General features: G+C 62.3%; 12 protein-coding genes. 1 reads left to right on the top strand and 11 read right to left on the bottom strand.

Annotation, left to right across the window (positions count from 1 at the left end):
• Positions 1–119: 119 nt before the first annotated feature.
• The 6 genes from HJC00_RS16245 to HJC00_RS16270 are packed head-to-tail and all read right to left on the bottom strand — an operon-like array spanning position 120 to position 4,140.
• A complete protein-coding gene (locus HJC00_RS16245; RefSeq protein ID WP_221164354.1) occupies positions 120–1,322 on the bottom strand; it encodes an ABC transporter permease in 1,203 nt (400 codons plus the stop codon).
• A complete protein-coding gene (locus HJC00_RS16250; RefSeq protein ID WP_210631395.1) occupies positions 1,312–2,028 on the bottom strand; it encodes an ABC transporter ATP-binding protein in 717 nt (238 codons plus the stop codon). Before HJC00_RS16250 ends, HJC00_RS16245 begins: the two co-directional genes overlap by 11 nt.
• 12 nt (positions 2,029–2,040) lie before the next feature.
• Complete coding sequence (locus HJC00_RS16255; RefSeq protein ID WP_210631396.1) at positions 2,041–3,333, bottom strand: efflux RND transporter periplasmic adaptor subunit; 1,293 nt, start codon at positions 3,331–3,333, stop codon at positions 2,041–2,043.
• 11 nt (positions 3,334–3,344) lie between these two features.
• Positions 3,345–3,557 (bottom strand): hypothetical protein, encoded by a 213-nt coding sequence (locus tag HJC00_RS16260; RefSeq protein WP_210631397.1) that lies wholly within the window; start codon positions 3,555–3,557, stop codon positions 3,345–3,347.
• A complete protein-coding gene (locus HJC00_RS16265) occupies positions 3,547–3,921 on the bottom strand; it encodes a GFA family protein (protein WP_210631398.1) in 375 nt (124 codons plus the stop codon). Before HJC00_RS16265 ends, HJC00_RS16260 begins: the two co-directional genes overlap by 11 nt.
• Before the next feature lie 9 nt (positions 3,922–3,930).
• Positions 3,931–4,140: a hypothetical protein gene (locus tag HJC00_RS16270; protein ID WP_064708964.1), complete on the bottom strand. Its 210-nt coding sequence runs from the start codon at positions 4,138–4,140 to the stop codon at positions 3,931–3,933.
• 376 nt (positions 4,141–4,516) lie between these two features.
• On the opposite strand from HJC00_RS16270, the gene HJC00_RS33025 reads away from it, so the two are divergent.
• Entirely contained in the window at positions 4,517–4,699 is a 183-nt protein-coding gene (locus tag HJC00_RS33025; RefSeq protein WP_221146595.1) for a hypothetical protein, read from the top strand.
• 540 nt (positions 4,700–5,239) lie between these two features.
• Here the strand turns inward: HJC00_RS33025 and HJC00_RS16280 are convergent.
• The 5 genes from HJC00_RS16280 to HJC00_RS16300 all read right to left on the bottom strand — a co-directional run bounded on the left by HJC00_RS16280 (position 5,240) and on the right by HJC00_RS16300 (position 12,278).
• Entirely contained in the window at positions 5,240–6,319 is a 1,080-nt protein-coding gene (locus HJC00_RS16280; RefSeq protein WP_221146594.1) for an ABC transporter ATP-binding protein, read from the bottom strand.
• Positions 6,320–6,337: 18 nt separating this feature from the next.
• Positions 6,338–7,387 (bottom strand): carbohydrate ABC transporter permease, encoded by a 1,050-nt coding sequence (locus HJC00_RS16285; RefSeq protein WP_221146593.1) that lies wholly within the window; start codon positions 7,385–7,387, stop codon positions 6,338–6,340.
• Entirely contained in the window at positions 7,384–8,421 is a 1,038-nt protein-coding gene (locus HJC00_RS16290; RefSeq protein WP_210631403.1) for a carbohydrate ABC transporter permease, read from the bottom strand. The genes HJC00_RS16285 and HJC00_RS16290 overlap by 4 nt, the downstream gene beginning before the upstream one ends.
• Before the next feature lie 11 nt (positions 8,422–8,432).
• Entirely contained in the window at positions 8,433–9,692 is a 1,260-nt protein-coding gene (locus HJC00_RS16295) for an ABC transporter substrate-binding protein (RefSeq protein ID WP_221164355.1), read from the bottom strand.
• A gap of 66 nt (positions 9,693–9,758) precedes the next feature.
• Positions 9,759–12,278: a hypothetical protein gene (locus tag HJC00_RS16300; protein WP_221164356.1), complete on the bottom strand. Its 2,520-nt coding sequence runs from the start codon at positions 12,276–12,278 to the stop codon at positions 9,759–9,761.
• Positions 12,279–12,408: the final 130 nt, after the last annotated feature.

Consider the following 12,408-nt stretch of genomic DNA (forward strand, 5'->3'; position numbering starts at 1 on the left):
TAGCCGGCCTGATATATCACATTCTGCCACGGTAAAAAGTCGAAGACAAGGCGACGCAGACATCCAAGGAGTGAAACCCAAATTCGCAGGTCCGCACGACCGAACCGCGCGTCCGCCCTTCACTCGTGTCGCAACGCCTCGATCGGATTGAGCTGCGCTGCCCGTCTCGCCGGAAAATAGCCGAAGATCATACCGATTGCCGCGGAGAAGAGGAAGGCGACGGCGACCATCATCGGACTGAAGACGAAGGGGACTTTCAGGAGGGTGACCGCCACCAGGCCGAGGCTCAGGCCGAGCACGATGCCGGTGATGCCGCCGAAGAGCGACAGCGCCACCGCCTCGACCAGGAACTGGGTGAGCACCTGGTTTTCGAGCGCGCCGATCGCCAGGCGGATACCGATTTCGCGGGTTCGCTCGGTGACGGAGACGAGCATGATGTTCATGATGCCGATGCCACCGACGAGCAGGCTGATCGCGGCGACGGCGCCGAGCAGGCCGGTCAAGAGTGTCGTCGTGCCGGTCATCGCCTCGGCGATCTGCGTCATGTCGTTGACGTTGAAATCGTCCTGGCGGCCGGGAATGATCTTGCGGCGCTCACGCAGCAGATTTTCGACATCGGCCTGCACCTTGGCTGTCGAGACACCATCGCGCGCCGAAATGATGATCTGCGGCACGTTGCTGTTGCCGCTGATGCGCCGCTGGAACACCTTGACCGGCATGATGACCACGTCGTCCTGGTCGGTGCCCATGCCGGACTGGCCGCGCCTGGCCAGCACCCCGATGACCGGGCAGGAAACCTTGCCGACGCGGATCTGCTGGCCGAGCGGATCGGCGGCTCCGAAGAGTTGCGAGCGCACTGTCTCACCGATGATGCAGCGGGACTGACCGCGCTCCTCGGCGGGGGTGAAATTGCGGCCAAGCGCCAGGTTCCAGTCCTGCGCGACGAAATAATCGTTGGTGGTGCCGGAGACGCTGGTCGAATGGTTCTGGCCGCCAAAAACCACCGTTGCCGTTGACTGGTTGAGCGGCGCCACCGCCCTCAAGCCGCCGATCTGGTCGCGGATGGCGGCGACATCCTTGAGGCTGAAGCGTTTGGCCTCGGAACTCACCCGGCCGGGGCCGAACTGCCCGGGACGAACGAACAGCATGTTGGTGCCGAGCCGCGACAGTTCGGTCGAGACCTGCGCGGTCGTACCGTTGCCGATCGTCACCAGCGCGATGACGGCGGCAACGCCGATGACGACGCCGAGCACGGTGAGGAAGGAGCGCAGCATGTTGCGGTTGATGGCACGCAACGCCAGCTTCAACGTCTCAAAGAACATGATCCGTCCTCCTGGCCTGCTCGACCTCGCTCTCCAGCTGGCCGTCGACGAAGCGCAGCAGCCGCCCGGCATAGGCGGCGATATCGGACTCGTGCGTGACCATGACGATGGTGATGCCGTGCTCGCGGTTCAGCCGCGTCATCAGTTCCATGATCTCGAAGCTGGTCTTCGTGTCGAGATTGCCGGTCGGCTCGTCGGCGAGGAGCAGCGCCGGCTCGGTAACGATGGCGCGGGCGATGGCGACGCGCTGCTGTTGACCGCCTGAGAGCTCCTGCGTCTTGTGATGCTCGCGGCCCGACAGGCCGACCAGCGCCAGCGCCTCGCGCGCCTTTTCGCGCCGTTCACGCACTGCCATGCCGCGATAGATCAGCGGCAGCTCAACATTCTCTGCGGCTGAGGTGCGCGACAAGAGGTTGAAGCCCTGGAAAACGAAGCCGAGCATGTGGCGGCGCAATAGCGTCAGCTGGCTGCGGTCGAAGCCGCTGGTCGGGATGCCCTGGAAGATGTAGTCGCCCGATGTCGGCACATCGAGGCAGCCGAGAATGTTCATCGCCGTCGACTTTCCGGAGCCTGACGGCCCCATGATCGCGACGAATTCATGGGCATCGATCGCAAGATCGACATGGTCGAGAGCGCGGATCGCCGCCTCGCCCTCGCCGTAGATCTTCGAGACCTTCCTGAATTCGATGAGCGGCGGGCTTGCCATCCGTCTCTCCGCCTAATTCGTCCGCACCGTGGCGTCAGTCACCAATGCGTCATTTTCCTTGAGTTCGCCGGAGACCACCTGAGTGAACTGGCCGTCGGACGAACCGACCTGGATGACGACGGGCGTGGCGCGGCCGTTGCGCAGCACCCAGACGCGGCGCTGCGCTCCCGTCAGCACCTCACCGGAATTACCGCCGCGCCGGCGTGGCGGCCCGAAGATCCCGAGAATGCCGCGGCCGCGCCGTTCCGCCTGCGGGGGGGCATAACGCAGCGCCGCGTTCGGCGCCATCAGCGTATCCTTGACGGCCTCGACGGTGATATCGGCGGTCGCCGTCATACCGGGGCGCAGCAGCAGGTCGGCGTTGTCGACCGAGAGCACCGCCTTGTAGGTCACCACGTTGTTGACCACTTCGGAGGCGAAGCGGATCTGCTCGATCTCGGCCGGGAAGGACCGGTCGGGATAGGCATCGACGGTAAATATCGCCTTTTGGCCGACGGCGATCTTGCCGACATCGGCCTCGTCGACATCGACCTGCAGCTCCATCTTCTTCAGATCGCCGGCGATGGTGAAGAGAATGGGCGCCGAAAGCGAGGCGGCAACCGTGGCGCCCGGATTGACGGACCGGGTGAGGATCACGCCGTCGATCGGCGAGACGATCTTTGCCTTGGCGAGATTGACCTCGGCAAGCTGCAGGTCGGCCTCCGAGGCCAGCACCTCGGCTTCGTTGATCTGTTTGGCGGCCACGGCGGAATCATATTTGTAAGTGGCATCGTCGAGGCTCTGCTGGGTGGAGACGTTGCTCCTGACCAGGCTCTTCAACCGCTCGAGCGAGGTGCTCGCCGATTCGAGATCGGCATTGGCCTTGGCGACGTTTGCCTTGGCCGAATTGACCTTGGCGCGCGAGCTCTTCACATCCGCCTCGAGCTTGTTGGTGTCGAGCAGCGCCAGCACGTCGCCCGCCTTGATCATGCTGTTATAATCCACGTTGACGTCGCGTACGGTGCCCGAAAGCTCGCTCGATATGTCCACCTGCTCGGTCGGCTGCACCGAACCGGTGGCGGTGACAAGCACCGTCAGGTCGCCGCGTTTTGCCGGCTGCGTGGTGTAGCTCACCTCACTTTGCCCTCGGCCGATGTAGAAGTAAGCGGCCGCCGCGGCGGCAGCGAGGAGGATCAGCACAACGAGCAGGCGGGCGCGCCAGCGGCTCCGCCTGTTCTGCCGTCCCGAAGCGGCAAGCACCGCGGCGAGATCGGGCGTCGCGCCGGCCTTTGCTCCGGTTTCGTCGCCGCTTACGATCTTGTTCATGTCATCCTCGATCAGTCAGTGGCCGCATCGGCCTGCAATGAAATAATCACACCGCAGATGAACCGGGAATTAGCGTTGCCGCCGAACTGGCACGGAATTGCGGACAGGTGAAATGAAATATTGGTAAGAAAACTCAAGTTTCCGCCCAGCGGCGCCTCTCGCGCAAAAATCTGCAGCGCTTTCGCGCTCCCGACAGGCAGCAATTGCCGACCGTCAATCGGCATCCTCGGCATATTGCCCGGCACCCGGCAGCGGATGCAGCCACGCTTCGCGCCGCTTGATCCAGACTTCATGGTCCGGCTCAAGATCCGTCGGCGGGCTATCGAGCGAGCCGAGGCGGATTTCCACCGCCGCCTCCTGAAGGCAGAAAAGCCTGCTGCCGCAGGTGGGACAGAAGCTGCGGCCAGCGAAAGTGGCAATCTCGCCGCTTTGGGAGAAAGCCGAGCGAGACCAGAGCGCGAAGAAGACGAAGGCGGAACCACTCGATTTGCGGCAATCAGCACAGTGGCAGAGGCCGACGCGAAGCGGCTCGCCTTCCACCCGGTAGGCGACCGCTCCGCAAAGGCAGCTTCCCGTCCTGATCCTCATGGACGGCCGTCAGGAGTCGAGCTTGGTGGGGAGCCGCGGCGGACGGCGCTTGGCAGCCATCAACAGGTCGAGCTCGGTGGCGGAGGGGCCAAATTTGTCATAGAGGCGCTTGGCCTCCTTGTCGTCCAACCGGTATTTTCTGGCAAATTCGCTCATGCTGTAGGGGCGGCCACGCAACACTCTTCGCGCCGGGGTCGCCGTTTTCGGTGCGTCGGTCATGGTTTTCTCCTTTCCTCAGCTCCCCTGTAAGTTAGAGCGGACCATCTATTTGAAAAGAGTCGAGCGGCCTCAACAGAGCCGTGAACCGGAACGGATGCGGCTGATTTCCTGGAACCTTTTTGTCGAGGGACGGTTGTCGAAGCGAGGCTGCGGGCCGCGCCAAGCGGACGCGGCGGCGCTGGAGAACACCGGGATTTTTCCGCTTTCTCCCGATGGCCAACGAAATGGCAGGCGAGCTCCCGACCCGCCCGGTCCGCTTCCTCATCCTCATTTTCCGGCGAGATCACGAAATATTAAAATGCGGAACGCATGCGCCGGAGCGAGGTTGTGAACTCGAGGTCGACGTGGCCTCAGTTCAAAACCAAGGAGAAACCAAATGGCAAACCAAGGTGGAACGCATGAACAGCACGTCAAGGCTGGGCAGCAGAGTCACAAGAACGACTCCAATTCCCGCAGCGCCTCTTCAGGCGGCCGTGACGCGCAGTCCAGCGGATCCCGCGGCGGCAGCCATGAGCAGCATGTAAAGGCTGGTCAACAAAGCCACAAGAACAGCCACTAAGGCTGTGATGACATTAAACTTGGCCCGCGCCCTCCATTCCGGCGCGGGCTTTTTTGTGACCTTGAAGCTGGTCGGCATTTAGATAGCATCATAGACTATAACGCGACTCGAACACGAATATGAAGAAACTCAATCTCGGAATGCCTCAGAGAGGCCTGCTCTTTCAATCGTATTTTGTGGGCATGACTTTGGCCCATGTCCCTATGTTTTTTGGAAACATCGGACTGATAACATTATTTTTAAAATTTGTTTTTTCCATACCAGTCATGGCCGGGATATATTTCTTATATATTTTAAAATATAAACAAGTACATTCACGTCCATTTTTCTGGTCAGCGCTAACATTTGTTTTTTCTTTGGTTTTATCTTTATTATATTGGCCAGATTGATCTTCGTCTTTTGTCTGTTTTTTTCATTTTTGCCGTGCCGTCATCGCTAATTGCCTGCGCTTACTTCGCTCTGAGACTTTGGCTCTCTTGCGGACGGCAGAGCGAAGCTGCGATTTGACGAATGGCGCCCTTGTGGACGGACGCTGAAGCATCAAGACAGACGCCGGCCGTCCTCGCCGAAAAGGTGCAGAACCTCGGGGTCGAGATGGAGCGGCAGGCTGTCGCCCGATTTCATCTTCTGCTGGCCGGCAAAGACGGCGATCAGCTTCTTGCCGGCGGCTTCGGTATGGACGACGGTTTCAGAACCCAGCTCCTCGACAAGGGTGATCCGCGAGTCCAGCCTGCCTGCGGCGGCTGCATCCGCAAGTGTGATGTGCTGTGGCCGGATGCCGATGCTGACCCTCTCGCCCGCCGGGCGCGCCTCCCTGGCGACGACGGAAAGGCGATGGCCGCCCACGGTTTCGACTTGCGCGAAACCGCCGTCATGGCCGACGATCGAGGCTTCCAGAAAATTCATGTGCGGCGCGCCGATGAAGCCGGCGACGAAGCGGTTTGCCGGCTTGTTGTAGAGTTCAAGCGGCGTCCCCACTTGTTCGATCCTGCCGCCTCTCAGCACGACGATCCGGTTTGCGAGCGTCATCGCCTCGACCTGATCATGGGTAACGTAGATCATCGTCGCCTTGAGGCGGGCGTGCAGAGCGGCGAGTTCGGCGCGCATGCTCACCCGAAGTTCGGCATCGAGATTGGAGAGCGGTTCATCGAGCAGGAAGGCATCCGGCCGGCGCACGATGGCGCGGCCGATCGCGACGCGCTGACGCTGGCCGCCGGAGAGCTGGCCGGGGCGGCGCTGCAGAAACGGCTCGATCTCCAGCATGCGCGCGGCGTCAGCGATGCGTGCTTCGATCTCGGCCTTGGCCACCTTGGTGTTCTCCAAGCCGAAGGCAAGGTTTTCCCGCACGCTCATATGCGGATAAAGGGCATAGGACTGGAAGACCATGGCAAGGCCGCGGTCGGCCGCACCGATCGCGGTGACGTCCTTGCCGTCGATGGCGATGCTACCGCCCGTCGGCTTGTCGAGACCGGCGATCAGGCGCAGCAACGTCGATTTTCCACACCCGGACGGGCCGACGAAAGCGACGAACTCGCCGTCGTTGACCTCAAGCGAGACATCGCGGATCACCTCGACGACGCCGAAATTCTTGACGATGTTCCTGAGCTCGAGTCCGCTCATGCGCTCTCCTGTTTCCTATTATTTCAGCCCCGAGCCGGCGATACCCGTCGTGATGAAGCGCTGCAGGAAAACGAAGATCAGCACGACGGGGATCATCGAGACGACGGTCATGGCGAGGATATAGTGCCACTGCACATTGAGCTCGCCGGCATAGACGTTGAGGCCGACCTGCAGCGTGTAGAGTTCCTTGCGCGACAGCACGATCAGCGGCCAGAGGAAATCGTTCCAGCGCCAGACCACCGAGAAGATCGCCAGTACCGCCAGCGCCGGTGCCGACAGCGGCAGGATGATGCGCCAGTAGATCTGCCATTCGCTGGCCTTGTCCATGCGCGCGGCGTCGATCAGCTCGTCGGGGATCGTCAGCATGTACTGGCGCAACAGGAAGACGCCCGTCGGCGTGGCGACGGTCGGCAGGATGACGCCCCAGAGGCTGTCGAAGAGGTTCAAGCTGCCGATGACCGAATAGAGCGGCACGACGATCACCGAGAGCGGCACCATCAGCGTTGCCAGGATCATCAGCATGACGGCGGTGCGGCCGGGGAACTGGTATTTCGACAGCGCGAAGGCGGCCATCGAATTGACCAACAGGGTGATGGCCGTCGCCACCACCGTCACGAAGACCGAGTTGCGCAGGAACAGGAAGAAGTCGAAGCGCTGGAAAGGCTCGGTGTAGTTGTTGGTCGCGAATTCGACCTCACGCACCGGCGTGCGGTCCTTGATGTTGACCTTGACGATTTCATCAGGCTGTTTCGGATCGACCATCTGGCCCATGATGCCAATGCGGCGCACTTCGGCGAGCACACGGGTGCTGCCATCCGGCATCGTCACGTTATAGAGCGGCAACGGCTTGTCGTATCCCGGCACCACGGCCTGCTCGGTGACATAAGGCAGGACGGACGGCGGGAACTCGGCGAGCGCCGCCGGCGTCTTGAAGGAGGAGAAGACCAGCCAGATGGCCGGGCCGAACATCAGGATGACGCCTGAGATCAGCCAGATCCAGGTGACGACATCCGTCCAGTGCCAGCCGCGGCCACGGCGACGTAGCAGGAAGGCGCCGACAGCGCTCATTGGCGTTTCCCCTTCTTCTCGTTGCGGCTGCTTGCGGCAAGCTGGATCAGCGTCAGGATGACGAGCACGATGCCCATCAGGATCGAGGCGGCCGATGCGAGCCCCGGATTGCGCAGCGAACTGGCAAAGCCGGTCTCGTAAATAAACTGGGTGATGTACATGGTGCTGGTGCCGGGCCCGCCGCCGGTGAGCACGAAAACCTCGTCGAAGATCTGCACGGCGCGGATCAGCGCCAGGACCAGGACGACGATGAGGTTCGGCATCAAGAGCGGCAGGGTGATGCGCCGGAAAATTCGGGTGGGGCTCGCCTTGTCCATCGCCGCCGCCTCATAGAGATCCCTCGGAATCGCCTGCAGGCCGGCGAGCAGGATCAGCGCATAAAAGCCCATGTGCGCCCACACCGAGACGAAAACGGCGAAGAAGAACGCCCAGAAACGATCGCTGAGCCAGGAGAAGGGCTCGAAGCCGAAGGGGCTCAGCGCATAGTTCAGCAGGCCCTGGCGCTGCAGGATCCACTTCCAGATCAGGCCGACGACGACGGGCGACAGCAGCACCGGGAAGAAGAAGACGGCGCGCCAGAAGCCACGATTGGAAAGCTCGCGGTTGAGAATCAACGCCGTTGCGAGTGCCGCGACCAGCATGGCCGAAACCTGAAAGACGACGAAGACCGCGGTGTTGCGCACCGCGGCCCAGAAGGTGTCGGCCGCACAGGTCGAGGGGTCGAGATAGGAGCGGCAATCGAAGAGGATGCGGTACTGCTCGGCGCCGACATAGGTCCTGTTTGGCAGGAAGATGGCGCCGCCGCTCGTCGTCGAATAAATGAAGTTGATGACCAGCGGCAGGAGGACGAAGATGGAAAAGATCAGCATGTTGGGCGCCAGGAAGACACCGGCCATGCCGTTCACCCCCGTCAGCTTCTGCCAGGCGCGCATCGGGATATCGACGATCCCCATGGCGAGCCTGACAGGCGCAAGGAGCGCCTGCTGCAGACCGGCTTTCGCCGCAGGTTCGGAAGAAACCGTCTTCTCCGCCATTCGTTCGTCCGTCAGTTGCCGCCGACCTTGGCCTTGATGTCCTCGTCGATGCGGGCGTAGGCGTCGTCGAGCTTCATCTCGCCGGCGATCACCTGGCTGATGCGCGCAACGATGGCGCTGTAATAGGCGTCAGACCACTTCCAGCCCGGCAATTTCATCGCAGCAGGGGCCGTCTGGCCGGCCGATTCAACGAAAGCTTTCAGCGCCGCCTTCACATGCGGATTATCGGTCTTGAAGTCCACCTGGCCGGCGGCCACGCCCTTGTGCGCCGGAATGAACAGGCTGCGCTCGGCAAATTCCTTCTGCACGTCGGCGCTTGCCAGGTAGTCCATCACCTTGGCGACGTCCTTCGGGTTCTTGGTGTATTTTACGGCGACGAGACCGGCGCCGCCCTGCATGCCGCTGCAGGCCACCGTGCCGCAGGGGCTTCCGGCCATGATCCAGTCGAAACTGTCGCCGATCTTCTGCGCGAAGCCCGAAACCTGCCAGCTGCCGGAATAATAATAGGCGAGACCGCCATTGATGAAGTCCTCGGCCGCAGCGCGATAGGTGCTTCCGGCAGCACTGACCCAGACGTCCTTGTTGACGGTGCCGTCCTCGTTCCATTTGACGAAGCGGCTGAGGAATTCCTTGGCGCCCTGATCGATGGGCGCCGGCTTGCCGTCGGCGGCGATATAGTTGGCGCCATAGGAGATATTCGGGCCTGAGACGCGGTGGCCGGAACGGTCGATCGCCATGGCGAAGACCTTCTGGCTGTCGGCGACCTTTTTGGCCGCCGCCGCCCAGTCGTCCCAGGTGGCTTTCGGGCCGGGAATTTCGACGCCGGCCTGCTCGAACAGCGTCTTGTTGACGAAGCCGCCCGTGAGCGTCAGCTGGGTCATGAAGCCGGTGATGGCGTTCGAGCCGTCAGGACGCATCCAATCGGCCTGAGCGCCGAAATTCTCGTCCCAATATTTCGCATCGGCGAGGAGCGGGCGAAGGTCGAGCCAGTGCTGCGCCTGCGCCTTCAGATTGGTGACGCGGGCGATGTCAGGTCCCTTCCCGGCTTCCAGCTGCACCGGCAGCTGTTCCTTGACGACGTCGTAGGAGACTTCGTCGAGGATGACGTTGACATCAGGATTGGCCTTGGAGAAACGCGCCAGCAGATCCTTGATCACCTCGCCTTCGCCGCCATCCGAATACCACATGATGCGCACGTCGCCGGCTTGGGCGGCGACGGAACTCAAGAGAACCGCAGCAAAGGCCGCGCCGATCGATTTCATTCTGGTCATAGTCTCCTCCTCTTGACCGATGAACTTCTGCATCCAGGCAGGTCCTCCACCTGTCCGGACATGTCATTAAGAGGCAGCGCTCCGCTGCTGCCTGCCCGCTATTTCAAGATGTACCGCGTCTCCCCGCACCGACCAGTCCGACGGCTTGAGAATACGGCCTTCGGCGCGCACGGTACCGTCCTCTTCGAAGACGACCTGACCATAATCCGGGTCCTCGATGATCAAGGCGCCCTCATTGCCGCGGCGGGCGGCAAGCGTGGCGAAACGTGCCCGCATGCCGTCGAGGCCGTCTTCGCGCCCGAGATCGGAGAGGCGGACGATCCAGCGGCCGTTGGGGCCGGCCAGGCGCAGCTCGATATCCGTCGTCGGACCATGCTTCACCGGTTCGAGCACACCATTGCCGATCAGCATCGCCAGACCATTGCCGGCGCGCGCGAGCGCCAGCTTGCCGTCGACAAAAGTCTCGTCGAAGGCTTCGAGCGGGAACCAGGCATGGGTGAAATCCGGCTGGCCTTCGTGAATGTCGAAATCGAGAATGGCGAGGTCACGATATTGATGCACGCGCGGCAGCGTTCCGCAGCCGCCCCAGAAGCTCGGCCGGCCGTAGCCGAACTGGATGGTTTCGCCGGGATGGTTGATCCAGATCTGCGCTTCCGGCCGCTCGCCCAAACGCAAATGCAGAACCGTCTCCTGATAACCCCAGGCGCCGGGGCGGTAGTGGGCGATGGTGCCGATCGCGGTGTCGCGTGTCTTATAATGGTAGAGGGCGGCAAAACGGTTCTCGCCCTGAGAAAAGGTCCATTCCTGCGCGTCGTCGGAGTGGTGCGCGGCGATTTCAGCAAGCGCTTCCGGGAAACGGAGGCCATGATCGCGGATGCAGACGGCAAGCTGCGGCAGCGCGTGGACGCGACGGCCGTACCAGCCGCGCCCCCAGAGCAGCCGAGCAATGGCCGACAGCTCGACCGAGCGCCCCGGCCGCAGTGTATGTTCATAAGAGCGGCCCTGGCTGCCGGTCAGCATGCCATGATGGGCCGAGCGGGCGACGATCTCCATCAGCCGGACGATGCTGGCATTGGCGCGAGCACGGATCGTCTCATCCGGCGCGCAGGCGGCAAGCGCCGTCAGCCCCTTGAGGTCGATCGGGAAATAGGGAACGGAATTCCACTCAGCCATCTCCCAGCGCTCGAAATGATCGAGCCAGGCGCGAACCCGCTCGTCGCCGACCTTCATCTGCTCGGCGCCGGTACGGCCGGAACGGACGAAGACGGCATCAGGGAACAGCCTGCCGCCGAGATAGGCGGCGGTGTGGAAGAGCAGCGCGTGGTTTTCCGAAAAATACCACTGAACGTCGTTGCCCGGCTCGTCCATCCAATAGCGGTAATTGAGAACGGCGTGCTCGATCCGCTGCTGCAGCCCTTCCGACAAGAGGTCGCTCCAGCGGGTATAGGCAAACAGCAGCGGCACCAGCACGAAGTCCGCGCAATCGTGACAATCCTCGATCACCGGCAACATCGCCGATATCATCGCCTCGGTCTCTTCGCCGCCCTGCCCCAAGGCCAGCCGCGCGAAGGCGCAGACCGTATCGGGCTCGGAATGGGCGGCGACCTCGGCAAGCGCCTCGGCGACGCGATCGTCTAGCGCGGCGGGCGCCTGCCCCTGGCGCTGGACGTGACAGATTTCGACGCCGAGCGTGCGGCCGAGCGATAGGCCGCCCGTTTTAAACGTGATCCGGAAATGGCGGAAATCAGCGGGCATATCAGCCGAGGGGCCGAGTTCCAGCTGGGTCGCGCCTTTTTCCAGCGCGAAATCATAGTCGAAGCGCTCGACCGACATGAAGTCGCCTTCGATCTCGACATGACAGCTCAACGCCACCGGCAGCGGCGCGGGAAACAGGATCGTCACGTCCTCGCCGAGATAGGCGGCGCGGTCGAAGCGCATGCCTTCGAGGATTGCCTCCAGCCCGTCCGCGTCACCGGCGGCGATGGGAACAGGCACCGATGTTTCGACCTCCGGTCCATCGAGATAATCCAGCTGGAAATAGAAGCGGGCGTCGCGCTCGGCGAGATCGTCGAAATAGATGCGGATCTCGTTGAGCCCCGCCGTCAACTCCACTTCGAAGGTCTGCTGGGCTTCCAGATTGCGCACGTAAGGCGCCATGAAGCCCCGCTCGGCCCCATTGACGAAGAGGACGGCGCCGCCGCAGGTCGACAGGCGCAGCGTGGCTGGTCCCGCCGACTGCGCATCGAGGAAGGTGCGCGCCCAGCAGCCGATGCGCGTCGGGCGAAACCAGAAGCCGGAGAGATCGACGCGCGGCGATGAAAAGGGAAGCCACCAGCGGACGGCCTCGAATTCGGTCGCCGGCTGCGGTCTTCGGCCGGAAAAGGATGCCTTGAATTCGGTGCGGCAGGGATATTCATGCGGAATGAAATTCTTCGTCTTGGTGACGAAGAAAAACGGATCCATGCTCCCTTCCATCGGCCGGTCGGCGACATCGTAGCGTGCCTGCGCGAGGGGGCCGAGTTGCCAGTAGACGATCGGGCTCTGTTTCCCGGTCTTGCGGCGGAGATAGGATTCTTCGGCGGCCATGCTTCAGCCCGCTTGAGCTTTAACACGCCGAGCAAAACGCCGACGCGTGGACTTGCCGTCAAACCGCATCTTCAAAGCCTCCCTGCTCTGCGCCTGTCGCTGACACGTCAATTGTGCATAGCCATTCCGT

Origin of the sequence: Rhizobium sp. NLR22b (genome assembly GCF_019685295.1) — a bacterium.
Lineage (GTDB): Bacteria > Pseudomonadota > Alphaproteobacteria > Rhizobiales > Rhizobiaceae > Rhizobium.

What these genes read in the sequence shown, in the direction of transcription:
- HJC00_RS16245 (WP_221164354.1), bottom strand. Translation starts at nt 1,322, where the DNA reads ATGTTCTTTGAGACGTTGAAGCTGGCGTTGCGTGCCATCAACCGCAAC.
- HJC00_RS16250 (WP_210631395.1), bottom strand. Translation starts at nt 2,028, where the DNA reads ATGGCAAGCCCGCCGCTCATCGAATTCAGGAAGGTCTCGAAGATCTAC.
- HJC00_RS16255 (WP_210631396.1), bottom strand. Translation starts at nt 3,333, where the DNA reads ATGAACAAGATCGTAAGCGGCGACGAAACCGGAGCAAAGGCCGGCGCG.
- HJC00_RS16260 (WP_210631397.1), bottom strand. Translation starts at nt 3,557, where the DNA reads ATGCCGATTGACGGTCGGCAATTGCTGCCTGTCGGGAGCGCGAAAGCG.
- HJC00_RS16265 (WP_210631398.1), bottom strand. Translation starts at nt 3,921, where the DNA reads ATGAGGATCAGGACGGGAAGCTGCCTTTGCGGAGCGGTCGCCTACCGG.
- HJC00_RS16270 (WP_064708964.1), bottom strand. Translation starts at nt 4,140, where the DNA reads ATGACCGACGCACCGAAAACGGCGACCCCGGCGCGAAGAGTGTTGCGT.
- HJC00_RS33025 (WP_221146595.1), top strand. Translation starts at nt 4,517, where the DNA reads ATGGCAAACCAAGGTGGAACGCATGAACAGCACGTCAAGGCTGGGCAG.
- HJC00_RS16280 (WP_221146594.1), bottom strand. Translation starts at nt 6,319, where the DNA reads ATGAGCGGACTCGAGCTCAGGAACATCGTCAAGAATTTCGGCGTCGTC.
- HJC00_RS16285 (WP_221146593.1), bottom strand. Translation starts at nt 7,387, where the DNA reads ATGAGCGCTGTCGGCGCCTTCCTGCTACGTCGCCGTGGCCGCGGCTGG.
- HJC00_RS16290 (WP_210631403.1), bottom strand. Translation starts at nt 8,421, where the DNA reads ATGGCGGAGAAGACGGTTTCTTCCGAACCTGCGGCGAAAGCCGGTCTG.
- HJC00_RS16295 (WP_221164355.1), bottom strand. Translation starts at nt 9,692, where the DNA reads ATGACCAGAATGAAATCGATCGGCGCGGCCTTTGCTGCGGTTCTCTTG.
- HJC00_RS16300 (WP_221164356.1), bottom strand. Translation starts at nt 12,278, where the DNA reads ATGGCCGCCGAAGAATCCTATCTCCGCCGCAAGACCGGGAAACAGAGC.